The following is a 23,340-nucleotide window of genomic DNA, read 5'->3' on the forward strand; positions in this document are numbered from 1 at the left end:
CCGTCTGACGATTCCTGACGATCGTGTTTCGTGCGCCTTACGTTTTGCGCTGCAATCGCGTTTAGACTGCCTCGGTCCGGAGGGCCGGACGACTTTTTCGAGAGGGCACCATGGCAGCGAAATTCGTCATCAAGAAAGCGAACGACGGGCAGTTCCTGTTCCACCTGAAGGCCGCCAACGGCGAGATCATTCTGCGCAGCGAGCTGTACAAGACGAAGGCGTCGGCGGAAAACGGCGTCGCGTCCGTGCGCAAGAACGCACCGGACGACGCGCGCTACGAGCGCAAGACCGCGAGCAACGGCCAGTTCATGTTCAACCTGAAGGCCGGCAATCACGAGATCATCGGCACGAGCGAGCTGTACAAGGCTGAAGCCGGCCGCGAGAACGGCATCGCGTCGGTGAAGCAGAACGCGCCGGACGCGGCGCTGGACGACCAGAGCTGACGCGCCGCGAGCATCGCGCGGGTGGCGGCCAGGGCGGTCGCCCGCGCTTTGCCGCGCGGGCAAAGCGCGGTATGGTGTGGTCCGCGCGGCGCACTCCGGTAGTCCGGTAGCGCCGCCTGTCTGAAGCCAACCGTAGCCGAGCTCGCGTGACCGATTTCCCCGTTTTCCACTGGACCGACGCCGACGGCGCCGAACATGCCGTGCGCTGGCGCTCCGAAGCCGGCGTGCAGCCGCCGAAGCGCGCCGTGCCCGCCGACGACCGCGTCACCGCCGACGCGGCGTACCGCCTCGCGTGCGAGGGCACCGCACTCGTCTGGCAGGGCGATTTCCAGAATGCACGCCAGCTCGTGCAGGCGATGGCGCGCCGCGTCGAACGCAAGCCGAAGAAGGCGAAGGCCGCGGTCGGCGTCGACGCGTTCAACCTGCACCGGCTCGCGCAATCGCAGCGCGCCCGCACGCTCGGGATGCTGCTGATCCCGCTCGACGCCGACTACACGATCCCGCTGCGCCGCGCGCCCGACGTGCGCGCCGCATGCGAGGAAGCATACGGCCCGGGCGGCGCGCCGTCGGTCGTGTCGCTGCGCGAACTGCTCGGCCTCGTCGGCGCGCACGAATGGCGCAAGAAGGGCGTGCCGATCCCGGCGCTCGGCGGCGCGCCGATCCATCCGCATTACGGCGTGTTCTCGCCGGTGCGCGGCGAATACGTCGAACTCGTCGCGCGCACGCCGCTGCCCGCGACCTCGCTCGCGTTCGATATCGGCACGGGCACCGGCGTGCTCGCGGCCGTGCTCGCGTCGCGCGGCGTCGAGCGCATCGTCGCGACCGACCAGGATCCGCGCGCGCTCGCATGCGCCCGCGAGAACGTCGCGCGGCTCGGTCATGCCGGGCGCGTCGACGTCGTCGAAGCCGACCTGTTTCCGGCCGGCCGCGCGCCGCTCGTCGTCTGCAACCCGCCGTGGGTGCCGGCCCGTCCGAGCGCGCCGATCGAATACGCGGTCTACGATCCCGACAGCCGCATGCTGCGCGGTTTCCTCGCGGGGCTTGCCGACCATCTCGAACCGGGCGGCGAGGGCTGGCTGATCCTGTCCGATTTTGCCGAGCATCTCGGCCTGCGCCCGCGCGACACGCTGCTGCAATGGATCGACGAAGCCGGCCTCGTCGTGCTCGGCCGCGAAGACATCCGCCCCGCACACCCGAAGTCGGCCGACGCGGACGATCCCCTGCACGCCGCGCGCCGCGCCGAGGTCACGTCGCTCTGGCGGCTCGGCGCGCGAGCCTGATCGCGTATTTTCGGTAAACTGTCGCCATTCCTCACGAATTCCCGCCGCCGGGCCGTGGTCGACCGACCGTGGCCCGGCGCCGTTTCACGATGTCGAACAAGACCTACGAAATCCGTCCGGAGCAGTCCGTCGAGCTGCTGAAGGAACTGCACATCCTGACCCGCGACGGCAAGCTGAACCAGGACAGCCGCCGCAAGCTGAAGCAGGTCTATCACCTGTTCCAGTTCATCGAGCCGCTGCTCGCGAGCGTGCAGGCCGACAAGGGCGGCGTGACGCTCGTCGATCACGGCGCCGGCAAGTCGTATCTCGGCTTCATCCTGTACGACCTGTTCTTCAAGCAGCAGCCGGGGCACGGCACGCCGGCATTCGCGTCGCACGTGTACGGGATCGAGACGCGCGAGGAACTCGTCACGCGCTCCACCGAACTCGCCGCGCGGCTCGGATTCGGCGGGATGTCGTTCCTGAACCTGTCGGTCGCCGATTCGATCACGTCGCCGAAGCTGCCCGAAACGGTCGACGTCGTCACCGCGCTGCATGCATGCGACACGGCGACCGACGACGCGATCCGGTTCGCGCTCGCGAAGCGCGCGCAGCACATCGTGCTGGTGCCGTGCTGCCAGGCGGAGGTCGCGGGCGTGCTGCGCAAGAACAAGGGCAAGTCGCTCGCGAACGCGCTGACGGAAGTGTGGCGGCATCCGCTGCATACGCGCGAATTCGGCAGCCAGATCACCAACGTGCTGCGCTGCCTGCAGGTCGAGGCGCACGGCTACCAGGTGAGCGTGACCGAGCTGGTCGGCTGGGAGCATTCGATGAAGAACGAGCTGATCATCGCGCAGTACAAGAACTTGCCGCGCCGCAAGCCCGGCGAGCGGCTGAACGAGATCCTCGGCATGTTCGGGCTCGCCGAACTGAACGAGCGCTTCTTCGCGCCGGCACCCGCGGCGGCGGCCGGCGAGGCCGTCGAGCAGTCCGCGGACTGAGGCGGATCGAGGCGACCGAGGCGGACCAAGGCGGACCAAGGCGGACCAAGGCGGACCGACGCCCGGCCCCCGTCCGCCGCGCGCCAGCCACCCGCCGCGCGACGCGTCAGACGTCGTCGCCCGGCCGGCGCATCCATTCACGCCAGCCGTCGTGGCCGAGGCGGCGCAGCGTTTCCTGGTTTTTCTCGTAGATCGCGGATGCGTCCGGGAACGCATCGACCGCGCGCGCGATGCTGTCCTCGCGCAGCAGGTGCAGGATCGGATACGGCGCGCGGTTCGTGTAGTTCTCGATGTCGTCGGCTTCGCTGCCTTCGAACCGGTACTCGGGATGGAAGCTCGCGATCTGCAGCACGCCGTCGAGTCGCAGTTGCCGCACGAGCCGCTCGGCGAAGAACAGCGCATCGTTGTAGTCGACGAAATCCGCGAACGCGCGCGGATAGATCACGAGCGTCGTGTCGACCTGCTGCGGATCCGCCGCTTCGAGCGCGCGCAGCTCGGTTTCGAGATCGGCGAGCGCATCCTCGAGCGTCGTCGCTTCGCTGATCGCATAGCGTACCTGTTCCTTCACATAGACACTCTTCGCGAACGGGCACAGATTGAGCCCGATCACCGCGCGCGCGAGCCAGTGCCGCGTGGCGGCGAGAATGTCGTCGTGGGAGTCGGGGCGGGTATCGGTCATGGCGGAGGCGGTCGGGCGAAGCGGCAGCGAGGGCCGCATTGTAGCCGGAGCGGGCACGCCGGGTCGGCGCGTGCGCCGCCCGTCACGCGCAGGCGGCGTCGATCAGCTGCGTGGCCAGCGCGGGCGCGGTGCCGATCGGCGTTTCGCCGTGCCGGTAGGTCTGGCTGGCCGCGTAGATGCCTTCGACGATGAGCGCGAGCGCGTCGGCGAGCGCTTTCGGCTGCCGGGCGCCCGCGCCTTCGCACAACTCGAGGAGCCGCTTCATCAGCTGTTCCTTGTTCTGCGCGACGCGCTCGCGCGCCGGATGCGACGTATCCGGGAATTCGGCCGCGACGTTGACGAACGGACAGCCGCGATAGTCCTTCTGCGTCGCGCGTTCGGCCAGATCGACGAAATACTGGATCAATTGCGCCTTCGGCTGGCCCGGATGCTTCGCGACGCTCGAATCGAGACGCTCGAAGAAGCACGCATCCATCCGTTCCAGATACGCGAGGATCAGCTCGTCCTTCGACGAGAACTGGCGGTACAGGCTCATCTTGTTGACGCCCGCGCGCTCCACGACCGCCTCGACGCCGACCGCGCGCACCCCTTCCTTGTAAAACAGCTCCTCCGCGGCGCGCAGCAGGTGTTCCTGCGCGGCGGCCGCGGCGATCGGCCGGCGCGTGCGGCGTGCCGGCGGCTTGTTGGCGGCCTCGATGCCCGACATGATGACCCTCGACTGCGTGGTGAATTGCTTGACATGTTACCGACTGGTAACTACGATCGCAACACACTTGTGACCGATCGGTAACAATGCCGACCGGATCGACAGACAAATGCCACGTATCGGCCCGGGTCAGCCGATGCAGCGTGCGGCGGAGGTGGCCCGGAGGTGAGGCGGGGCTGGCGCGCGAGCGCGGGCCAGCCAACTGGAGAGCGACAACATGAACTGGGCAGTGACACGAATCGGCGGGCGCTTCCACTACGGATGGCTCGCGGCGGCGGTGGTTTTCCTGATCCTGCTGGCGGCGGCCGGCACGCGCGCGACGCCGAGCGTGCTGATGGTGCCGCTCGAGCGCGAACTCGGCTGGAGCCGCGCGGCGATTTCGCTGGCGATTTCGGTGAACATCGCGCTGTACGGCCTGACGGGCCCGTTCGCGGCCGCGGCGATGCAGCGTTTCGGGCTGCGGCCGACGATCCTGACCGCGCTGGTGACGATGGGCGCGGGCGTCGCGCTGTCGTCGATGATGACGCAGAGCTGGCAGATGGTCGTGATCTGGGGGCTGATGGTCGGCTGCTCGACCGGCGTCGTCGCGCTGACGCTGTCCGCGACTTTCGTCACACGCTGGTTCCATGCGCGGCGCGGGCTCGTGATGGGCATCCTGACCGCGAGCACGGCCACCGGCCAGCTCGTGTTCCTGCCGATGCTCGCGGCGATCGCGCAGCGCCACGGCTGGCGGCCGGTCGTGCTGGTCGTCGCGGTGGCGGCCGCGATCGTGATTCCGCTGGTCGCGTTCCTGCTGCCCGAGCGACCGGCCGACGTGCAGCTGCGCCCGTACGGAGAGCCGGCCGACGCGCCGGCGGCGCCCGACGCGACGAAGGAGAACCCGCTCGCGGTCGCGTTCCGCACGCTGCTGACCGCGAGCCGCTCGCGCGACTTCTGGCTGCTGTTCTTCAGCTTCTTCATCTGCGGCGCGAGCACCAACGGCTACGTCGGCACGCACCTGATCGCGATGTGCAGCGACTACGGGATGTCCGAAGTGCAGGGCGCCTCGCTGCTCGCCGCGATGGGCGTGTTCGACCTGTTCGGCACGACGCTGTCGGGCTGGCTGTCCGACCGCTACGACAACCGCGTGCTGCTGTTCTGGTACTACGGGCTGCGCGGGCTGTCGTTGATCTACCTGCCGCATGCGTTCGGCATCGACTTCTTCGGTCTGCCGCTGTTCGCGATGTTCTACGGGCTCGACTGGATCGCGACCGTGCCGCCGACCGTGCGGCTGGCCACCGACGTGTTCGGCAAGGCCGCGGCGCCGGTCGTGTTCGGCTGGATCGTCGCCGGCCACCAACTGGGCGCGGCGTTCGCGGCGCTCGGCGCGGGGCTGCTGCGCGCGAGCCTCGGCACCTATACGATCGCGTCGATGATCTCGGGCGCGCTCTGCATCGTCGGTGCGCTGATCGTGCTGCGGATCAATCGCGGCCCGTCCCGCGCGGCCGCGCAGGCCGCCTGAGCTCGGTGCGCCGGCCGACCCGTGCGCGGGTGCGGCCGGTCAATGCAGGATCGGTGATTTGCATTGCGCGGGATGACCGGGCGCGCGACGGCTCAAGCGGTTATGCTTGCGGTTCGCCGGGCGTTCGCGCCCTTCATCGATGTCAGCGAGGAACCGCATGTCCGTCAAACCTGCTCCCACCACTGTTTCGATTCACGACCTGATCGCCGGCCGCTGGAGCCCGCGCGCGTATTCGGACGAGCCGATCAGCGCCGCCGATCTGCACGCGGTGCTCGAAGCGGCGCGCTGGGCGCCGTCCGCCTACAACGCGCAACCGTGGCGCTTCATCGTGTTCGATCGCACGCAGGACGAAGCGGCGTTCAAGCACGCATTCGCGACGCTGGTGCCGTTCAACCAGGGCTGGAACGCGCCGGCGCCGGTGCTGATCGCCGTGACCGCGCATACGCTCACGCCGAAGGGCGAGCCGGCGCCGACCGCGCTGTACGATGCGGGCGCGGCCGCGATGTCGCTGGTGCTGCAGGCGCACGCGCTGGGTCTCGCCGCGCACCAGATGAGCGGCTTCGATGCGAAGGCGTTCCGCGATGCGTTCGAGATTCCGGCCGACGTCGCGATTCCGGCGATCATCTCGCTCGGCCACTACGGCAACGTCGACAAGCTCGACCCGGTATTGCGCGAACGCGAAAAGGCGCCGCGCACGCGCCATGCGATCGGCGAGGTCGTGTATGCGGGCGCATGGAAGAAGGGTTTCGACGCCGCGGCCTGATGGTGCAAGCGGCCAGGCGTGCGTCGAGCACCTTGTCCGCACCGGTTGCCGGTGCGCTGCAGGCGGGCAGCGGGGCGCGTCGGGCACCCCGTCTGCACCTGTCGCCGGTGTGCCGCAAGCGGGTGCCGGGGCGCGTCGAGCACTCTGTCCGAACCTGTCGCCGGTGCGCTGCAAGCGGGCGGCGGGGCGCCTCGGGCACCCCGTCCGCCCCTGTCGCCGGCATGCCGCAGGCGCGCCTGATCTCCGCCCCGGGCCGGTTGCACCGCGCCGGCGGCCGCCCCCGGTTGTGATCCGGCGGGCTTCATGTTAAAAAGCCCGTCCTTTCCGTTTTCGCGCCGGCCATGCTGCGGCACCTTCCCATGACTTACTGCGCGATCGATTTCGGCACGTCCAATTCCGCCGTGGCCCTGCCCGACGGCGATGCCATGCGCCTCGCGCCCGTCGAGGGCGACCACCTGACGCTGCCCACCGCGATCTTCTTCAACAACGACGAGCAGACGGTCGAATACGGCCGGGCGGCGCTCGCGTCCTATATCGACGGTTTCGACGGCCGCCTGATGCGCTCGATGAAGAGCATCCTCGGCTCGCCGCTCGCGGAAACCACGACCGATCTCGGCGACGGCAGCGCGATGGCGTACACGGAGATCATCGCGCGCTTCCTGACGCACCTGAAACGCAAGGCCGAAGCGCGCGCCGGCGCGCCGATCGGCCGCGCGGTGCTCGGCCGGCCGGTGTTCTTCGTCGACGACGATCCGCGCGCCGACCGTCTCGCGCAGGACCAGCTCGAAGCGGCCGCGCAGTCGGTCGGGTTCGCGGACGTGCATTTCCAGTACGAACCGATCGCGGCCGCGTTCGACTACGAGTCGCGCCAGCAGGCCGAGCGGCTCGTGCTGGTCGCCGACATCGGCGGCGGTACGTCGGACTTCTCGCTGGTGCGCGTCGGGCCGGAGCGGATGGCGCGCCTCGAGCGCAAGGACGACGTGCTCGCGCACCACGGCGTGCACGTCGCGGGCACCGATTACGACCGGCGCGTCGAGCTGGCGGCGATCCTGCCGGCGTTCGGCTACCGCGCGCTCGATCCCGAGGGACGCGAGCTGCCGAACCGGATCTACTTCGACCTCGCGACCTGGCACCTCATCAACACGGTCTACACGCCGAAGCGGCTGGGCGAGCTGAAGCTGATGAAGCACCTGTACCAGGACGTGCGGCAGTACGACCGGCTCACGCGCGTGGTCGAGCAGCGGCTCGGGCATGCACTGATGGCGCGCGCGGAAGAAGCGAAGATCGGTGTGGCGGCGGGCGGGGAGACGATGATCGACCTGAACGACGTGGAAGAGGATCTGCAGATCGCGTTCGACGCCGAACGCCTGGTCGACGCGAGCGTCGACGACACGGCGCGCATCGTCGATGCCGCGCGCGAAACGGTGCGGCTGGCGGGCGTCGCGCCGCGCGACGTCGGCGCGCTGTATTTCACCGGCGGCTCGACCGGGCTCGCGTTCCTGTCGGGTGCGCTCGCCGGCGCATTCCCGGACGCGCAGCCGGTGTTCGGCGATCGCCTCGCGAGCGTCGCGACCGGGCTCGGCATTCACGCGCAGCGGCTGTTCGGCTGACCGGAGGCCATTCTCGATCGTGGCGGCCGCATGGCCGCCCGCGCCGGAAAACAAAAAGCCCCGCCGAAGCGGGGCTTTTTTACACGAATTATCGCGCCGAACTTAGACCGGACGGATGTTCGCAGCTTGCAGACCCTTCGGGCCCGTCTTCACTTCGAATTCAACCTTCTGGTTTTCTTGCAGCGTCTTGAAGCCTTCGACGCGGATTTCCGAGAAGTGCGCGAACAGATCGTCGCCGCCGCCTTCCGGGGTGATGAAGCCGAAGCCCTTTGCGTCATTGAACCACTTGACGGTACCGGTTGCCATGTTACTTGTTCCTAAAAAGATAAAACGGGGCCGAGGCCCATGGGGTGCGGAAAATCAAGGAAGGGGGTAATGGGACCAACCGGAGTACCGTTGATGGGCGAACTACGAAAGAACCAATTCACTCGCCGCTTGAAATCCTGCAACGTTGTTTATACGGGTAATCGGTCGCGCGGTCAACCGGATTTCCATGCACTCAGGGTTATTGCGGAGTTAAGGTTTACAAACCTTGCAAACGATGCGACTTTTTTGTAGGGGCCGAACGATTTTGGCGCCAACTTGGAGGTGCAACCGTTAAACTACGCGCCGCGTGGACGGGTTGCCCCGATCGGGTGATCCTTCCCCCCAAAATTGCATGCGCGCTGCTGTCCGAGCCGATCCCGGACCGCGGGCCGACCATGCTTTTTGAGACATAGGAGAGGATGTGAAGAGTTCTATTCAACGGAACATCGGCCCGTTTGCACTGATGCTGACGGGGCTGGGTTCGATTATCGGTTCGGGCTGGCTGTTCGGCGCCTGGAAGGCTGCGAAGATTGCCGGTCCGGCGGCGATTTGCGCATGGATCATCGGCGCGGTCGTAATTCTCGCGATTGCGCTGACGTACGCTGAACTCGGTGCGATGTTCCCCGAGTCGGGCGGCATGGTGCGCTACGCGCGCTACTCGCACGGTTCGCTGGTGGGCTTCATCAGCGCGTGGGCGAACTGGATCGCGATCGTATCGGTGATCCCGATCGAGGCGGAAGCGTCGATCCAGTACATGAGCACGTGGCAGTATCCGTGGGCGCATGCGCTGTTCGTGAACGGCGAGCTGACGACACCCGGCCTGCTGCTGTCGGCCGTGCTGGTCGTCATCTACTTCATGCTGAACTACTGGGGCGTCAAGGCCTTCGCACGTGCGAACACCGCGATCACGATCTTCAAGTTCCTGATCCCCGGCCTCACGATCCTCGGCCTGATGCTGTCGAGCTTCCACTCGGAAAACCTCGGCACTGCATCGAATGCAAGCTTCGCGCCGTACGGCTGGTCGGCCGTGCTGACCGCGGTCGCGACGAGCGGTATCGTGTTCGCGTTCAACGGCTTCCAGAGCCCGGTGAACCTGGCCGGCGAAGCGCGCAATCCGTCGCGCAGCGTGCCGTTCGCGGTGATCACGTCGATCCTGATCGCACTCGTGATCTACGTGCTGCTGCAGATGGCGTACATCGGTTCGGTGAATCCGGCCGACGTCGCGAAGGGCTGGTCGCAGTTCAACTTCTCGTCGCCGTTCGCCGAACTCGCGATCGCGCTGAACCTGAACTGGCTCGCGATCCTGCTGTACGTCGACGCGTTCATCAGCCCGAGCGGCACCGGTACGACCTACATGGCGACGACCACCCGCATGATCTACGCGATGGAGCGCAACAACACGATGCCGAAGATGTTCGGCAACGTGCACCCGATCTACGGTGTGCCGCGCCAGGCGATGTGGTTCAACCTGCTCGTGTCGTTCATCTTCCTGTTCTTCTTCCGCGGCTGGAGCTCGCTCGCGGCAGTGATCTCGGTCGCAACGGTGATCTCGTACCTGACCGGCCCGATCAGCCTGATGGCGCTGCGCCGCGCGGCGACCGACATCGAGCGTCCGCTGTCGATCCCGCTGATGAAGCTGATCGCACCGTTCGCGTTCGTCTGCGCGTCGCTGATCCTGTACTGGGCGAAGTGGCCGCTGACGGGCGAAATCATCCTGCTGATGATCGTCGCGCTGCCGGTGTATTTCTACTTCCAGGCGAAGTCGGGCTGGACCGGCTGGGGCGCCGACCTGAAGGCCGCATGGTGGCTGGTCGCGTACCTGCCGACGATGGCCGTGCTGTCGCTGGTCGGCAGCAAGGAGTTCGGCGGTTACGGCGTGCTGCCGTACGGCTGGGACATGCTGATCGTCGCGGCAATCTCGCTGGTGTTCTACTTCTGGGGCGTGAACACCGGTTACCGGACCCAGTATCTCGACGAGCGCGAGTCGCACGACGAGATCCTTGAAGGGGTCGGTGCCTGACGCCTGACCTGCCACCGGAATCGGCGGTGGCGGAAAGCGCAAAAAAGCCCGTCCGAGCGATGCTCGGGCGGGCTTTTTATTTGTGCTCGGCGCTTGTGTCGCCGTGTCGCGCGATTCAGGCGGCCGCGCTTGCGAACACGTAGTTCGTCATCGCGAGCACGCGTTGATACGTGCCGAGCGACTGGATGCCGAGCTGGTAGTCGTCGTCGGCTGCGCCGAGCGCGGTGAACACCGGCAGCAGGTGCTCGTCGGTCGGATGCATCAGCGCTGCGTGCGGCGCCTGCCGGCGATAGTCGAGCAGCGCGTCGACGTCGCGCGCGGCCAGCTTCGCCTCGAACCAGTCGATGAATTCCGCGACGCGCGGGTCCGCATCCTCGGGCGCCGCGCTGAAATCGGCCGCGCGCAGGTTGTGCGTGATCTGGCCCGAGCCGATCACCATCACGCCTTCGTCGCGCAGCGGCCGCAGCGCGCGGCCGAGCGCGAAGTGATGGGCCGCGTCCGCACGCGGCTGGATCGACAGCTGCGCGACGGGTACGTCGGCCTCCGGGAACATCAGCAGCATCGGCACCCACGCGCCGTGGTCGAGACCGTGCTCGGTCGTCGCTGTCGCGATGCCGGCCGCGTTCAGCAGCGCGGCCGCCCGCTCGGCGACCTCGGGCGCGCCCGGTGCCGGGTAGCGGATCTCGTACAGTGCGCGCGGGAAGCCGTAGAAGTCATGGATCGTTTCCGGGTGCGCGGCCACGCTCGCGACCGGCTGCTGCGTGCCCCAGTGCGCGGACAGCATCAGCACCGCGCGGGGGCGCGGCAATTCGGCGCCGAGGTGCGTGAATGCGCCGGACGGCAGCGTCGGGTCGATCGGCAGCGTCGGGGCACCGTGTGACAGGTAAAGCGAAGGCAAGCGGTTCATGGTGGGGAGCCTGCAATAGTGGGTTGCCTGTGACTATAGGCGCGCACCGGACATTGATAAATCGGCTTGCCGGAATTTGATTGAATCGCAATGGTTGATAATTCGGCCGATTCAGGTGCGCGGGAGCCGGCGCGGGGAGGCGGGGCGTGGCTGGATCGAACCGGAAGGCGGCCGAATCGACGAAGATGCGTGGAGAACGGCGCCGAAGCGCCGCGTCGAGCGGCTTACCGTGCGGGCCGGATGCCGGCCCACGGCGTCGTCATCGGTGCGCTGAGCGCGAACAGGTCGAGCACGCGCGTGACGGTCTGGTCGACGAGTTCCTCGATCGTCTTCGGCATCGCGTAGAACGCGGGCAGCGGCGGAAACACGATGCCGCCCATTTCGGTCACGGCGGTCATGTTGCGCAGATGCGCGAGGTTGAACGGCGTTTCGCGCACCATCAGCACGAGACGGCGGCGTTCCTTCAGCGTGACGTCGGCCGCGCGCGTGATCAGGTTGTCCGACAGGCCGTGCGCGACGCTCGCGAGCGTCTTCATCGAGCAGGGGGCGATCACCATCCCGTCGGTTGCGAACGAACCGGACGCGATCGTCGCGCCGACATCGCGTACCGAATGCACGACATCCGCCCGGCCTTCGACTTCGGCCTTCGACAGCTGCAATTCATGCTGGATATTGAGCCAGCCGGCGTTCGAAACCAGCAGATGCGTTTCGACGCCGCCGGCGGCGCGCAGCAATTCGAGCAGCCGCACGCCGTAGACCGCGCCGGTGGCGCCGGTGATCGCGACGATCAGCCGGCGTGGCGGCGCGCTGGGAGATGCCATCGGGAACGGGGCGTTACGCGGCGGCGAACAGTTGCTGCAGTTCGCCCGACTGGTACATCTCCATCATGATGTCCGAGCCGCCGATGAATTCGCCCTTCACGTACAGCTGCGGGATGGTCGGCCAGTTCGAGAATTCCTTGATGCCCTGGCGGATCTCGTCGTCCTCGAGCACGTTGACCGTCTTGAACTGGTCGACGCCGCAGGCTTTCAGCACCTGCACGGCGCGGCCCGAAAAGCCGCACATCGGGAATTGCGCGTTGCCTTTCATGAAGAGCACGACCTGGTTTTCGTCGACGATTTGCTTGATACGTTGTTGGGTGTCCATGACTGACCTTGCGTTGGCGGGGCGTTAGAACGAAATGATAGCGGATTTCAACCGGGCGGGCCGGCCGTCAGACGGGCCGGCGGCCGCCCGTGGTGCGTTCGATCGCGGCGACATCGGCGAGCGATTCGACCGCGACGAAGCCGCGTGACACGAGCAAGGCACGCACGGCTTCGGCCTGGTCGTAGCCGTGCTCGATCCAGAGCGTGCCGCCCGGTTTCAGGTACGCGCCGGCGCCTGCGACGATCGTGCGGATCGCGCTGAGGCCGTCGGCATCGTCGGTGAGCGCGCCGCGCGGCTCGAACCGCAGGTCGCCCTGCGCGAGGTGCGGATCGTGCTGCGCGATGTACGGCGGATTGCTGACGATCGTGTCGAACGCGAGCGTCGGCTCGAGCGCGGCGTACCAGTCGCTCTGCAGCCAGTGCAGCGGGCCGCCGGGGCGGCGCGCGTCGAGCAGCTTGTGCGCGTTGCGCCGGGCGACGTCGAGCGCGGCCGATGAGCGGTCGAGCGCCCACACGCGTGCGTCGGGCCGTTCGGCGGCGATCGACACGGCGATCGCGCCGCTGCCGGTGCCGAGATCGAGCACGGCCGGATGCGGGCGACCGTCGATCGCGTCGAGCGCGGCTTCGACGAGGAGTTCGGTTTCGGGGCGCGGGATCAGCACGTCGGGCGTCACATCGAACGGCCGGCCGAAGAATTCGCGCATCCCGACGAGCTGCGCGACCGGCTCGCCCGCGACGCGGCGCACTTCGAGCGCCCGGTAGCGCGCGATCGCGGCGGGCTCGAGCGGGGCGTCGCCGCGCGTGATCAGCTGCGTGCGGGTCCAGCCGAGCGCGTACGCGAGGAGCACGCGCGCATCGACCGGGTCGAGCGGCGACGCGCGCAGCAGATCGTCGGCGGTGGTGTCGGGCATCGCGACCTCAGTCGGTGTCGCCGAGCGACGCGAGCAGTTCGGCCTGGTGTTCGGTGACGAGCGCGCCGATCAGTTCGTCGAGATCGCCGTCCATCAGCGCCTCGAGCCGGTACAGCGTGAGGTTGATCCGGTGATCGGTCATCCGGCCCTGCGGGAAGTTGTACGTGCGGATCCGCTCCGAGCGGTCGCCCGAGCCGATCAGGCTCTTGCGCGTCGCCGCTTCCTTCGCGTGCTGCTCGTGATACTGCTTGTCCTTGATGCGCGCGGCGAGCACCTTCAGCGCACGATCCTTGTTCTTGTGCTGCGAGCGGTCGTCCTGGCACTCGACGACGATCCCGGTCGGGATGTGCGTGACGCGCACCGCCGAATCGGTCTTGTTGATGTGCTGGCCGCCCGCACCCGACGCGCGGAACGTGTCGATCCGCAGGTCGGCCGGATTGATCTCGACCTCGCCGATTTCGTCGGCTTCCGGCATCACCGCGACCGTGCAGGCGGACGTGTGGATGCGCCCCTGCGTCTCGGTCGCCGGCACGCGCTGCACGCGATGGCCGCCCGATTCGAACTTCAGCCGCGAGTAGGCACCCTGGCCGGCGATCCGCACGATCACTTCCTTGTAGCCGCCGAGATCCGACGGGCTCTCCGACATCATCTCGACCTGCCAGCGCTGGCGTTCCGCGAAGCGCAGGTACATGCGCAGCAGGTCGCCCGCGAACAGCGCCGACTCGTCGCCGCCGGTGCCCGCGCGGATTTCGAGGAAGATGTTGCGGTCGTCGTTGGGGTCCTTCGGCAGCAGCATCTTCTGCAACTCGCCTTCGAGGCGAACCATGCGTTCCCGCGCGCTGCGAATCTCGTCTTCGGCGAAATCGCGCATCGATGCATCGGCGACCAGCTCCTGCGCGGCCGTCTCGTCGCTGCGCGACTGGCGCCACAGCGCGTACTGCTCGACGACCGGGCCGAGTTCCGCGTGTTCGCGCGTCAGCTTGCGGTACTGGTCGAGGTCGGCCGTGACGTTTTCGCGGCTCAGCAGGTCGTTCAGTTCGGCCAGCCGGATAGACAGCTGGTCGAGCTTGCGTTGCATGCTCGTCTTCATGGTGTGGAGCGACGCTCCCGGACAAAAGGGGTATTCGAAAAGGATAGGCCGGCGCGCGGCCGGCGGCAGGGGCAACCGGCCGGCGCTAGTGGCCGGACTGGTCGTTCGAGCGCGGCGCGTGCTGGTAGAAGCCGCGCATCAGGTCGATCAGCGAATCGCGGTCGGTGCCGTTCACGCGGTTGAGCGCGCTCGTCGGGCCGTGGATCAGCTTGTTGGTGAGCGCCTGCGACAGCGCTTCGAGGACGGCGGCCGGATCGTCGCCGCGCGCGAGCAGCTTCTGCGCTTTCTCGACTTCCGCGCGGCGCAGCGCGTCGGCCTGCGTATGCATGTGACGGATCACCGGCACGACGCTGCGCGTGTCGAGCCACTGCATGAAGTTCTGCACGCGGGTTTCGATGATCGTCTCGGCTTGTGCAACCGCGGCCTGGCGTGATGCGTTGCCTTCGCGCACGATCGCACCGAGATCGTCGACGGTGTAGAGGAACACGTCCTTCAGCTTGCCGACTTCCGGCTCGATGTCGCGCGGCACCGCGAGGTCGACCATGAAGATCGGCCGGTGGCGGCGCGCCTTCACCGCACGTTCGACCGCGCCGAGGCCGATGATCGGCAGCGTCGACGCGGTGCACGACACGATGATGTCGAATTCGTGCATGCGGGCCGGCAGGTCCGACAACGGCATCGCGCGGCCGTTGAAACGTTCGGCGAGCCGCTGGCCGCGTTCGGCCGTGCGGTTCGCGACGACGAGCTCGCGCGGGCTCTGCGCGGCGAAGTGCGTCGCGCACAGCTCGATCATCTCGCCGGCGCCGATGAACAGCACGCGCTGATCCGACACTTTTTCGAAGATGCGCTGCGCGAGGCGGACCGCGGCGGCGGCCATCGACACCGACTGCGCGCCGATCTCGGTCGTGCCGCGCACTTCCTTCGCGACGGCGAACGTGCGCTGGAACAGCTGGTTCAGATAGGTGCCGAGCGCGCCGGCTTCCGTCGCGGTGCGCACCGCATCCTTCATCTGGCCCAGGATCTGCGTTTCGCCGAGCACCATCGAATCGAGACCCGACGCGACGCGGAATGCGTGCCGGACCGCTTCCGATTGCGGCAGCGCATAGACGTGCGGGGCGAGTTCGTCGACCGGAATCTGGTGGTACTCCGACAGCCAGCGAATCGCACCCTCGCGGGCGGCCCGATCGTCGGTCGCGCAATAGAGTTCGGTGCGGTTGCAGGTGGAGAGGATTGCCGCTTCGGGCGCATTCGGCGCCTGGGGGCCGAGGAACACGTTCTTGAACGTGACGAGAGCCGGCTTGATTTGCTCGAGCGGAAACGCCACGCGTTCGCGCAGGGCGACAGGCGCAGTGTGGTGGTTGATTCCGATCGTGAGGAGTTGCATATCGAGGGCTATCGTTTAGCCCCATATTATAGCGTTTCAGCGATTTCCTCACTTGCGGCATACCGGGCATCGGCGTGGCGCGGCCTCGAATTTGGGGGCTCGATCGGCACGCGGTCGAGCTGGTAGCCGTAGCCGTAGAGCGGCAGAAGCCGGTAGCCGTGCTCCGGAAGCAGCCGCAGCTTGCTGCGCAGCCGGGACGCATGGGTGTCGAGCGTGCGCGACTTCATGTCGCGGCGGCGGCCCCACACCGTTTCGAGGATATGGGCGCGCGACACGGGCCGCGACAGGTTCGCGAACAGCAGCTGTGCGAAGCGGAACTCCTTCGGCGTGAGCGCGACGATCGCATCGCCGAAGCGCACGAGGCTGTGGGTCGCATCGAACGCGTATTCTCCATACATTTCGCGCGAGCGATTCGGCGGCCGCCGGACACCTGCGCGCCGGCTCAGCGCGTTGACGCGTGCGAGCAGCTCGGGGCCGCTCACCGGGCGCACGAGGCAGTCGTCGGCCCCAGCGTGCAGGCACGACACGACTTCGCTTTCGCGCGGCAGCTGCATCACGGCGATGGCCGGCAGCCCGGGCAGGATCGCCTGCGCCCGCGGAATGACTTCCTCGGCTGGCTGGTCGCCGGCCCAGTTGCCGATGATCAGCATGTCGCAGGTATCGGTGGCGAGCCACTCGAAGAATGCCGCGCTGGACGGAAACGCGTGGCACACATGGCCGCCGGCGAACAGCAGGCGGTTCAGGAGCGCAGCATGATGCGCCTCCGGATCGATGAGAGCGATTCGCATGAGGATTTCTTCAATACGCCTGCGGGTGCGCGCTTGCCATAACGTCGGGTCGGCCCCTACACTCGAATGTTCGCGGCGCCCGGCTGGTCTCGGGTTCGATGGATGAATCGATGCTAGCCGCTGGCAACGTTCACGCCTATGGGACGAATCTGAATTTATAGAAGGCGTCGAATGAACTGGTTTGGAATCCTTGTCCTGGGAGCGGCCGTCGGGCTGTTCGGCCGGTGGCTGCATCCGATGCGGCGCACGGGCCGGCCGGCATGGTGGATCGTGGTGCTGGTCGGCATCGCAGGCGCCGCCGCCGCGCGCATGGCCGGCAATCTCTCTGGACTGTTTTACGACGGCGAAACGCTCGAATGGCCGGTCTGCACCGGTGTCGCGTTCCTCGCCGTAGCCGTGACGGTCGCCGTGTCGGCCCGTCGCTGAACGCTCTCAGGTGAAATCATGAATGCCCGTCTCCCCGAAGTCTCGTCGGTGCCGGCCCGCCTCGCGCTGCTGCGCGGCGCGATGGTCCGCGAGGACCTGGCCGCCTATCTCGTGCCGTCCGCCGATCCTCACCTGTCCGAGTACCTGCCCGAGCGCTGGCAGGCGCGACGCTGGCTGTCCGGTTTCACGGGCTCGGTCGGCACGCTGGTCGTGACCGCGGATTTCGCGGGCTTGTGGGTCGACAGCCGCTACTGGGTGCAGGCCGAGGCCGAACTCGCCGGCACGGGCGTCCAGCTGATGAAGATGACGGGCGGGCAGCAGAGCGCGCCGCACGTCGACTGGCTCGCGCAGAACGTGCCGGCCGGGACGACGGTCGGCGTCGACGGCGCCGTGCTCGGCGTCGCGGCGGCACGCGCGCTGACGGCCGCGCTGAGCGCGCGCGGCATCGCGCTGCGCACCGATCTCGACCTGCTCGACGCGATCTGGCCGGAGCGCCCGGGGCTGCCGGGAGACGCGGTGTTCGAGCACGTGGCGCCGCAGGCCGACACGACGCGCGCGAGCAAGCTCGCCGAAGTGCGCCGCGCGATGCACGCGCAGGGCGCGCAATGGCATTTCGTGTCGACGCTCGACGATCTCGCGTGGCTGTTCAACCTGCGCGGCGCCGACGTCAACTTCAACCCCGTGTTCGTCGCGCACGCGATGATCGGGGCCGATCGCGCGACGCTGTTCGTCGCCGACGGCAAGGTGTCGCCGGCGCTGGCCGCGTCGCTCGCGCAGGACGGCGTCGAGGTCCGCGCGTACGACGCCGCGCGCGCGGCGCTCGCGGCGCTGCCCGACGGCGCGACGCTGCTGATCGATCCGCGCCGCGTGACGTTCGGCACGCTCGAGGCCGTGCCGGCCGGCGTGAAGCTGATCGAGGCCGTGAACCCGTCGACGTTCGCGAAGTCGCGCAAGACGTCCGCCGAGATCGAGCACGTGCGCGTGACGATGGAGCACGACGGCGCCGCGCTCGCCGAGTTCTTCGCGTGGTTCGAGCAGGCGGTGAACCGCGAGACGATCACCGAGCTGACGATCGACGAGCAACTCACGGCCGCGCGCGCACGGCGCCCTGGCTACGTGTCACCGAGCTTCGCGACGATCGCCGGCTTCAACGCGAACGGTGCGATGCCGCACTATCGCGCGACGCCCGAGTCGCACGCGACGATCGCCGGCGACGGCCTGCTGCTCGTCGATTCGGGCGGCCAGTACACGACCGGCACCACCGACATCACGCGCGTCGTGCCGGTCGGCACGGTCAGCGACCTGCAGCGCCGCGATTTCACGATCGTGCTGAAGTCGATGATGGCGCTGTCGCGCGCACGCTTCCCGCGCGGCATCCGCTCGCCGATGCTCGACGCGATCGCGCGCGCGCCGATGTGGGCGGCCGGGCTCGACTACGGCCACGGCACCGGTCACGGCGTCGGCTACTTCCTGAACGTGCACGAGGGCCCGCAGGTCATCTCGCACTACGCGCCGGCCGAGCCATACACGGCGATGGAAGAGGGGATGATCACGTCGATCGAGCCGGGCGTGTACCGGCCCGGCAAATGGGGCATCCGGATCGAAAACCTGGTCGTGAATCGCGCGGGCGGGCAGACCGAATTCGGCGATTTCCTCGCGTTCGAGACGCTGACGCTGTGCCCGATCGACACGCGCTGCGTGCTGATCGAGATGCTGCATGAAGAAGAACGCGCGTGGCTGAACGCGTATCACGCGACCGTGCGCGAGCGCGTCGGCCGGCACGTGAGCGGCGACGCGAAGGCGTGGCTCGACGCGCGCACGCAGCCGATCTGACGCGACGCGCAATACACGACAGATACTGGCCGCGCGACGGCCGGACCACGACGGAGAGGGCAATCGATGGCAGACACCGCAGTGATCGTGATCGACATGCAACGGGGGCTGGTGCAGCGGGCGCGGCCCGCGTACCGGCTCGACGACGTCGTGTCGGGCATCAACCGGCTGACGGCGGCGGCACGTGCGGCAAACGCGCCCGTGTGCTTCGTGCAGCACGACGGCGATGCGGACGACGACATCGTGCCCGGCACGCCCGGCTGGGAACTGCATGAGGAACTGATCGTCGGTCGCACCGACTGGCGCATCCGCAAGCAGGTGAGCGATTCGTTCCACGACACGCCGCTCGCCGCGCAGCTCGACGGCCACGGCATTCGTTCGGTGCTGATCTGCGGTTATGCGACCGAGTTCTGCGTCGATTCGGCCGCGCGCCGCGCGGCACTGCTCGGCTATCGGACGACCGTCGTGTCCGACCTGCACACGACGAACGAGCGCGCGCACCTGTCGGCCGCGCAGATCGTCGCGCATCATCACTTCGTGTGGGAAAACAATACGCTGTCGGGCAATGCGGTGACGCCGCGTCCGCTCGCCGACGTGCTTGCCACGGAGTTCGCATGACGATCAAGGCGGTGGTGTTCGATTTCGGCGGCGTGCTGATCGACTGGAGCCCCGAGTACCTGTACCGGCAACTGATTCCAGACGAAGCCGAGCGCCGCTGGTTCCTCACGCACGTGTGCGCGATGGACTGGGTGATCCGGCAGGACGGCGGGCAGACGATCGACGACGGCACGAGCGAGCTGGTCGCGAAGTTTCCGGCGCACGAGACGCTGATCCGCGCGTTCTACGCGCGCTGGCACGAGATGATCGGCGGCGTGCTCGACGAAGGCGCCGCGCTCGTCGACCGGCTCGATGCGCAGGGGATGCCGCTCTTCGGGCTGACCAACTGGTCCGCGCAGACCTTTCCGTATGCGTGGGACAACTTCCCGGTGCTGCGGCGTTTCAAGGACATCGTCGTGTCGGGCCGCGTGAAGCTCGTGAAACCCGATCCGGCGATCTACCGCGAGATGCATGCGCGGATCGATCCGCACCTGCCGGGCATTGCGCCGCATGAGCTCGTGTTCATCGACGACAACGCGAAGAATGCCGCGGCCGCGACGGCACTCGGCTGGCATGGCATTCATCACACGAGCGCGGCCGCGACCGAGACGCGTTTGCGCGAACTGGGCGCGCTCGCGTAGGCGTCGCGCCGGACCGCCGGATGAAAAAAGCGGGCCATGAGCCCGCTTTTTCGTTCTGCCGATCTGGAAGCGGCCGCATTCGGCACCCGGCGTCGTGTCGCCGCGTCGCCGGATGCACGGGCCGCGCCACTTAGCGGCTGATCGGCTTGTAGCGCAGGCGCTTCGGCTTCGCGGCTTCCTCGCCGAGGCGCGCACGCTTGTCGGCTTCGTATTCCTGGTAGTTGCCGTCGAAGAACGTGACCTGCGAATCGCCTTCGAACGCGAGGATGTGCGTCGCGATCCGGTCGAGGAACCAGCGATCGTGCGAGATCACCATCACCGAGCCGGCGAATTCGAGCAGCGCGTCTTCCAGCGCGCGCAGCGTTTCGACGTCGAGGTCGTTCGACGGTTCGTCGAGCAGCAGCACGTTGCCGCCGGAGATCAGCGTCTTCGCGAGGTGCAGGCGGCCGCGTTCGCCGCCCGACAGGTTGCCGACGATCTTCTGCTGGTCGCCGCCCTTGAAGTTGAAGCGGCCGATGTACGCCCGCGACGGCGTTTCGTACTTGCCGACCGTCAGCACGTCGGCGCCGCCCGAGATTTCCTCGAACACCGTCTTCGAGCCGTCGAGCGCATCGCGGCTCTGGTCGACGTACGCGAGCTTCACGGTCGGGCCCATCACGACTTCGCCCGAATCCGGCTGTTCCTTGCCGGTCAGCATCTTGAACAGCGTCGACTTGCCGGCGCCGTTCGGGCCGATGATGCCGACGATCGCGCCGGCCGGAATCTTGAAGTTCAGGTTGTCGATCAGCAGGCGGTCGCCGAACGACTTGCTGACGTTCTTGAACTCGATCACTTCATTGCCGAGGCGGTCGCCGACCGGAATGAAGATTTCCTGCGTTTCGTTGCGCTTCTGGTATTCCTGGCTGTTCAGCTCCTCGAAGCGCGCGATACGCGCCTTCGACTTCGCCTGGCGGCCCTTCGGGTTCTGGCGCACCCACTCCAGTTCCTTCTTGATCGCCTTCTGGCGCGCCGATTCCGACGCTTCTTCCTGCTTCAGGCGCTCTTCCTTCTGGTCGAGCCAGCTGCTGTAGTTGCCCTTCCACGGAATGCCGTGGCCGCGGTCGAGTTCGAGAATCCACTCGGCCGCGTTGTCGAGGAAATAGCGATCGTGCGTGACGGCGACGACGGTGCCCGGGAAGCGCACCAGGAACTGCTCGAGCCAGTCGACCGATTCCGCGTCGAGGTGGTTGGTCGGTTCGTCGAGCAGCAGCATGTCCGGCTTCTCGAGCAGCAGCTTGCACAGCGCGACGCGGCGTTTTTCACCGCCCGACAGGTGCTCGATCTTCGCGTCCCACGCCGGCAGGCGCAGCGCGTCGGCGGCCACTTCGAGCTGCTGCTCGGGGCTGCCGCCGTCGCTCGACGCGAGGATCGCTTCGTATTTCGCCTGCTCGGCCGCGAGCGCGTCGAAGTCGGCGTCCGGTTCCGCATAGGCCGCGTAGATTTCCTCGAGCTTCTTGTTCGCCTGGAACAGGTCGCCGAGGCCTTCCTCGACGGCTTCGCGCACCGTCTTCGTCGGATCGAGCTGCGGTTCCTGCGGCAGGTAGCCGATGTTCAGGTTCGGCATCGGCGTCGCTTCGCCTTCGATGTCCTTGTCGACGCCCGCCATGATGCGGATCAGCGTCGACTTGCCCGAGCCGTTCAGGCCGAGCACGCCGATCTTCGCGCCGGGAAAGAACGACAGCGAGATGTCCTTCAGGATCTGGCGCTTGGGCGGCACGATCTTGCCGACCCGGTTCATCGTGAAAACGTATTGGGCCATTTGGGTGTGAAACTCAGAAAGGGTTGAGACTGCCGCGCAGCGCATCGGCGTGCGTGGCGTCGGGTGATTCGGTACGGAGCGTGCCGCGCGGGGCGCGGCGGTGTCGCCGCGGGTTGGCGGCGCGAGCGCGTATTGTACTTCGGCGCCGGCTGCCGCTGGCACCGCGCTGGCCATTCGGCCGACCCGCGTTCACAGCCATCCGGCGACGCCGCCGTGCCCGGAGCAGGTGCCGCGCCGATGGCGGCTGAAGCTGTACGTGCCGTCGCGGCAGCGCGCGCTCGCGCCCTCGGGCACGCGGCCCGATTTCGAATGCGCCGGTGCATGGACGGTGTCGCCGTCGCGATTGCGGTACGTGTCGTGCCGGTCGAGGTCGGCTTCGCTGCCGTAGCCGGGCGACGCGCGATAGGCGTGCGCCGCGGGCGGCAGGGCGGCGCACGCGACGAACAGCGCGGCCGACAGGGTTGCGATGCGTGTCGCGCGGCGGAGCAGGGCGGGCATGGTCTCTCTGCGGATGTCGTTGTCCGTTGCCGGTGGCTGGCGGGCCGACGGCCCGGGCCGCATGTTAGCCGATCGGCTCGAGATCGTTGCCGCCGCCCCGCGCTGCAGCGACGCTACGCCGTGCCCGTCATCGATGCCGCGCCGTCGGCCTGGGCTGCCTCGAGAATCCACCGACGGAACGCGGCGACTTTCGCGCGCTCCGCATGATGCGGCGGATAGACGAGGTAGTACGCGAAGTCGTCGAGCCACGCGACGTCGGCAAGCTGCACGAGCCGGCCGCTCGCGAGCTCGCCGCGCACCATCGCCGCCGGCAGCAGGCCGGCGCCCTGGCCGGCGAGGATCGCCTGCAGCAACAGACTGGAATCGTCGAACGCGGGGCCGCGCGGCGGGCCGAAATCGGCGATTCGCTGCGCGTCGAACCAGATGTGCCAGCCCTTGCGTTCGGCGTCGTGCAGATGCGGCCATCCGGCCAGGTCGGCGGGCGTGGCCGGCATGCCCAGCCGCGCGACGAGTTCCGGCGCCGCAAGCGCGACGATCTCCACGGTCAGCAGCCGTTCGCTGCACAGCCCGATGTAGCGGCCGAGACCGTGGCGGATCGCGACGTCGACGCCGTCGCGCGAGAAATCGGCGAGCGCATGGCTCGCGACGATCTGCAGGTCGACGTCCGGGCATGCGTCGCGGAACTGCGCGAGGCGCGGCACGAGCCATGCGGATGCGAAAAACGGCGTGACGCTCACCGTCAGCACGCCGCTGTCGGCGGCGCCCGACACGCGCTGCGACGCGTCGGCGATTTGCCGGAACGCGTTGCGCACGGGCGGCAGATAGTCGCGGCCCGCGGCGGTCAGCAGGATGCCGCGGTTCACGCGCTCGAACAGTTGCACGCCGAGATGGGTCTCGAGCGTGCGGATCAGCTGGCTCACCGCGCCGGGCGTGACCGACAGCTCTTCCGCTGCCGATTTCACCGACAGGTGGCGGGCCGCTGCCTCGAACGCGCGCAACGCGTTGAGCGGTGGCAGACGGGAACGGTTCATTGA

General features: G+C 67.8%; 24 protein-coding genes. 11 read left to right on the forward strand and 13 right to left on the reverse strand.

Translation table 11 applies throughout. The features are described from left to right. Window positions 1-110: 110 nt before the first annotated feature. The 3 genes from DIE12_RS24055 to DIE12_RS24065 all read left to right on the forward strand — a co-directional run bounded on the left by DIE12_RS24055 (window position 111) and on the right by DIE12_RS24065 (window position 2,703). Complete coding sequence (locus DIE12_RS24055) at window positions 111-443, forward strand: YegP family protein (RefSeq protein WP_044845911.1); 333 nt, start codon at window positions 111-113, stop codon at window positions 441-443. 146 nt (window positions 444-589) lie between these two features. Then, window positions 590-1,723, forward strand: a complete 1,134-nt coding sequence (locus DIE12_RS24060; protein ID WP_124522201.1) for a class I SAM-dependent methyltransferase — start codon at window positions 590-592, stop codon at window positions 1,721-1,723. Window positions 1,724-1,812: 89 nt separating this feature from the next. After that, window positions 1,813-2,703, forward strand: a complete 891-nt coding sequence (locus DIE12_RS24065; RefSeq protein WP_124522199.1) for an SAM-dependent methyltransferase — start codon at window positions 1,813-1,815, stop codon at window positions 2,701-2,703. Between the two features lie 106 nt (window positions 2,704-2,809). Here DIE12_RS24065 and DIE12_RS24070 read toward each other — a convergent pair whose 3' ends face one another. Then, window positions 2,810-3,382, reverse strand: a complete 573-nt coding sequence (locus DIE12_RS24070) for a DUF1415 domain-containing protein (RefSeq protein ID WP_124487886.1) — start codon at window positions 3,380-3,382, stop codon at window positions 2,810-2,812. 82 nt (window positions 3,383-3,464) lie between these two features. Next, window positions 3,465-4,088: a TetR/AcrR family transcriptional regulator gene (locus DIE12_RS24075; RefSeq protein ID WP_124487887.1), complete on the reverse strand. Its 624-nt coding sequence runs from the start codon at window positions 4,086-4,088 to the stop codon at window positions 3,465-3,467. Window positions 4,089-4,305: 217 nt separating this feature from the next. Here DIE12_RS24075 and DIE12_RS24080 point away from each other — a divergent pair, with 217 nt between their 5' ends. From DIE12_RS24080 to DIE12_RS24090, 3 genes are all read left to right on the forward strand, one after another. Next, window positions 4,306-5,589, forward strand: coding sequence for an MFS transporter (locus tag DIE12_RS24080; RefSeq protein WP_124487888.1), 1,284 nt, complete (start codon window positions 4,306-4,308; stop codon window positions 5,587-5,589). A gap of 157 nt (window positions 5,590-5,746) precedes the next feature. After that, window positions 5,747-6,352 (forward strand): nitroreductase family protein, encoded by a 606-nt coding sequence (locus DIE12_RS24085; RefSeq protein ID WP_044845905.1) that lies wholly within the window; start codon window positions 5,747-5,749, stop codon window positions 6,350-6,352. A 359-nt stretch (window positions 6,353-6,711) separates the two neighbouring features. Next, window positions 6,712-7,962: an Hsp70 family protein gene (locus DIE12_RS24090; RefSeq protein WP_044845904.1), complete on the forward strand. Its 1,251-nt coding sequence runs from the start codon at window positions 6,712-6,714 to the stop codon at window positions 7,960-7,962. 102 nt (window positions 7,963-8,064) lie between these two features. On the opposite strand, the gene DIE12_RS24095 is transcribed toward DIE12_RS24090, so the two are convergent. Beyond that, window positions 8,065-8,268, reverse strand: coding sequence for a cold-shock protein (locus DIE12_RS24095; RefSeq protein WP_006477070.1), 204 nt, complete (start codon window positions 8,266-8,268; stop codon window positions 8,065-8,067). 421 nt (window positions 8,269-8,689) lie between these two features. On the opposite strand from DIE12_RS24095, the gene DIE12_RS24105 reads away from it, so the two are divergent. After that, window positions 8,690-10,288, forward strand: a complete 1,599-nt coding sequence (locus DIE12_RS24105; RefSeq protein WP_124522197.1) for an APC family permease — start codon at window positions 8,690-8,692, stop codon at window positions 10,286-10,288. 115 nt (window positions 10,289-10,403) lie between these two features. On the opposite strand, the gene DIE12_RS24110 is transcribed toward DIE12_RS24105, so the two are convergent. The 7 genes from DIE12_RS24110 to DIE12_RS24140 form a co-directional block, all read right to left on the reverse strand. Continuing rightward, entirely contained in the window at window positions 10,404-11,195 is a 792-nt protein-coding gene (locus DIE12_RS24110; protein WP_124522283.1) for a class III extradiol ring-cleavage dioxygenase, read from the reverse strand. A 224-nt stretch (window positions 11,196-11,419) separates the two neighbouring features. Continuing rightward, the gene (locus DIE12_RS24115; protein WP_124522195.1) at window positions 11,420-12,016 is read right to left on the reverse strand and encodes a UbiX family flavin prenyltransferase; all 597 of its coding nucleotides are present in this window, start codon (window positions 12,014-12,016) and stop codon (window positions 11,420-11,422) included. A gap of 13 nt (window positions 12,017-12,029) precedes the next feature. Then, window positions 12,030-12,341, reverse strand: coding sequence for a Grx4 family monothiol glutaredoxin (grxD, locus tag DIE12_RS24120; protein ID WP_011883132.1), 312 nt, complete (start codon window positions 12,339-12,341; stop codon window positions 12,030-12,032). A gap of 67 nt (window positions 12,342-12,408) precedes the next feature. Next, entirely contained in the window at window positions 12,409-13,251 is an 843-nt protein-coding gene (gene prmC / locus DIE12_RS24125; protein ID WP_124522193.1) for a peptide chain release factor N(5)-glutamine methyltransferase, read from the reverse strand. 7 nt (window positions 13,252-13,258) lie between these two features. Continuing rightward, complete coding sequence (prfA, locus tag DIE12_RS24130; RefSeq protein ID WP_044845899.1) at window positions 13,259-14,341, reverse strand: peptide chain release factor 1; 1,083 nt, start codon at window positions 14,339-14,341, stop codon at window positions 13,259-13,261. A gap of 85 nt (window positions 14,342-14,426) precedes the next feature. Beyond that, window positions 14,427-15,725 (reverse strand): glutamyl-tRNA reductase, encoded by a 1,299-nt coding sequence (hemA, locus tag DIE12_RS24135; RefSeq protein WP_044845898.1) that lies wholly within the window; start codon window positions 15,723-15,725, stop codon window positions 14,427-14,429. A 26-nt stretch (window positions 15,726-15,751) separates the two neighbouring features. Continuing rightward, window positions 15,752-16,513: a response regulator transcription factor gene (locus tag DIE12_RS24140; RefSeq protein WP_124487893.1), complete on the reverse strand. Its 762-nt coding sequence runs from the start codon at window positions 16,511-16,513 to the stop codon at window positions 15,752-15,754. A gap of 171 nt (window positions 16,514-16,684) precedes the next feature. Between DIE12_RS24140 and DIE12_RS24145 the strand changes: the two genes are divergently transcribed. The 4 genes from DIE12_RS24145 to DIE12_RS24160 all read left to right on the forward strand — a co-directional run bounded on the left by DIE12_RS24145 (window position 16,685) and on the right by DIE12_RS24160 (window position 20,010). Next, a complete protein-coding gene (locus tag DIE12_RS24145) occupies window positions 16,685-16,939 on the forward strand; it encodes a hypothetical protein (protein ID WP_044845896.1) in 255 nt (84 codons plus the stop codon). An 18-nt stretch (window positions 16,940-16,957) separates the two neighbouring features. Then, the gene (locus tag DIE12_RS24150) at window positions 16,958-18,772 is read left to right on the forward strand and encodes an aminopeptidase P family protein (RefSeq protein WP_124522191.1); all 1,815 of its coding nucleotides are present in this window, start codon (window positions 16,958-16,960) and stop codon (window positions 18,770-18,772) included. 66 nt (window positions 18,773-18,838) lie between these two features. Beyond that, window positions 18,839-19,390, forward strand: a complete 552-nt coding sequence (locus tag DIE12_RS24155) for a cysteine hydrolase family protein (RefSeq protein WP_124522189.1) — start codon at window positions 18,839-18,841, stop codon at window positions 19,388-19,390. After that, window positions 19,387-20,010, forward strand: a complete 624-nt coding sequence (locus DIE12_RS24160; RefSeq protein WP_124522187.1) for an HAD family hydrolase — start codon at window positions 19,387-19,389, stop codon at window positions 20,008-20,010. The genes DIE12_RS24155 and DIE12_RS24160 overlap by 4 nt, the downstream gene beginning before the upstream one ends. 130 nt (window positions 20,011-20,140) lie before the next feature. Here the strand turns inward: DIE12_RS24160 and ettA are convergent, their stop codons facing one another. The 3 genes from ettA to gcvA form a co-directional block, all read right to left on the reverse strand. Beyond that, complete coding sequence (gene ettA / locus DIE12_RS24165) at window positions 20,141-21,808, reverse strand: energy-dependent translational throttle protein EttA (protein ID WP_044845892.1); 1,668 nt, start codon at window positions 21,806-21,808, stop codon at window positions 20,141-20,143. Window positions 21,809-21,997: 189 nt separating this feature from the next. Beyond that, complete coding sequence (locus DIE12_RS24170; RefSeq protein ID WP_124487898.1) at window positions 21,998-22,306, reverse strand: DUF3761 domain-containing protein; 309 nt, start codon at window positions 22,304-22,306, stop codon at window positions 21,998-22,000. Between the two features lie 113 nt (window positions 22,307-22,419). Beyond that, complete coding sequence (gene gcvA, locus DIE12_RS24175) at window positions 22,420-23,337, reverse strand: transcriptional regulator GcvA (protein ID WP_124522185.1); 918 nt, start codon at window positions 23,335-23,337, stop codon at window positions 22,420-22,422. Window positions 23,338-23,340 lie beyond the last annotated feature (3 nt).

Source organism: Burkholderia sp. Bp9015, assembly GCF_003853505.1.
Lineage (GTDB): Bacteria > Pseudomonadota > Gammaproteobacteria > Burkholderiales > Burkholderiaceae > Burkholderia.

Coding starts and splice junctions, on each gene's coding strand:
- ettA (WP_044845892.1), bottom strand. CDS start 21,808: ATGGCCCAATACGTTTTCACGATGAACCGGGTCGGCAAGATCGTGCCG.
- DIE12_RS24095 (WP_006477070.1), bottom strand. CDS start 8,268: ATGGCAACCGGTACCGTCAAGTGGTTCAATGACGCAAAGGGCTTCGGC.
- DIE12_RS24075 (WP_124487887.1), bottom strand. CDS start 4,088: ATGTCGGGCATCGAGGCCGCCAACAAGCCGCCGGCACGCCGCACGCGC.
- DIE12_RS24080 (WP_124487888.1), top strand. CDS start 4,306: ATGAACTGGGCAGTGACACGAATCGGCGGGCGCTTCCACTACGGATGG.
- DIE12_RS24160 (WP_124522187.1), top strand. CDS start 19,387: ATGACGATCAAGGCGGTGGTGTTCGATTTCGGCGGCGTGCTGATCGAC.
- DIE12_RS24085 (WP_044845905.1), top strand. CDS start 5,747: ATGTCCGTCAAACCTGCTCCCACCACTGTTTCGATTCACGACCTGATC.
- prfA (WP_044845899.1), bottom strand. CDS start 14,341: ATGAAGACGAGCATGCAACGCAAGCTCGACCAGCTGTCTATCCGGCTG.
- grxD (WP_011883132.1), bottom strand. CDS start 12,341: ATGGACACCCAACAACGTATCAAGCAAATCGTCGACGAAAACCAGGTC.
- hemA (WP_044845898.1), bottom strand. CDS start 15,725: ATGCAACTCCTCACGATCGGAATCAACCACCACACTGCGCCTGTCGCC.
- DIE12_RS24115 (WP_124522195.1), bottom strand. CDS start 12,016: ATGGCATCTCCCAGCGCGCCGCCACGCCGGCTGATCGTCGCGATCACC.
- DIE12_RS24145 (WP_044845896.1), top strand. CDS start 16,685: ATGAACTGGTTTGGAATCCTTGTCCTGGGAGCGGCCGTCGGGCTGTTC.
- DIE12_RS24170 (WP_124487898.1), bottom strand. CDS start 22,306: ATGCCCGCCCTGCTCCGCCGCGCGACACGCATCGCAACCCTGTCGGCC.
- DIE12_RS24070 (WP_124487886.1), bottom strand. CDS start 3,382: ATGACCGATACCCGCCCCGACTCCCACGACGACATTCTCGCCGCCACG.
- gcvA (WP_124522185.1), bottom strand. CDS start 23,337: ATGAACCGTTCCCGTCTGCCACCGCTCAACGCGTTGCGCGCGTTCGAG.
- DIE12_RS24140 (WP_124487893.1), bottom strand. CDS start 16,513: ATGCGAATCGCTCTCATCGATCCGGAGGCGCATCATGCTGCGCTCCTG.
- prmC (WP_124522193.1), bottom strand. CDS start 13,251: ATGCCCGACACCACCGCCGACGATCTGCTGCGCGCGTCGCCGCTCGAC.
- DIE12_RS24155 (WP_124522189.1), top strand. CDS start 18,839: ATGGCAGACACCGCAGTGATCGTGATCGACATGCAACGGGGGCTGGTG.
- DIE12_RS24110 (WP_124522283.1), bottom strand. CDS start 11,195: ATGAACCGCTTGCCTTCGCTTTACCTGTCACACGGTGCCCCGACGCTG.
- DIE12_RS24055 (WP_044845911.1), top strand. CDS start 111: ATGGCAGCGAAATTCGTCATCAAGAAAGCGAACGACGGGCAGTTCCTG.
- DIE12_RS24150 (WP_124522191.1), top strand. CDS start 16,958: ATGAATGCCCGTCTCCCCGAAGTCTCGTCGGTGCCGGCCCGCCTCGCG.
- DIE12_RS24090 (WP_044845904.1), top strand. CDS start 6,712: ATGACTTACTGCGCGATCGATTTCGGCACGTCCAATTCCGCCGTGGCC.
- DIE12_RS24065 (WP_124522199.1), top strand. CDS start 1,813: ATGTCGAACAAGACCTACGAAATCCGTCCGGAGCAGTCCGTCGAGCTG.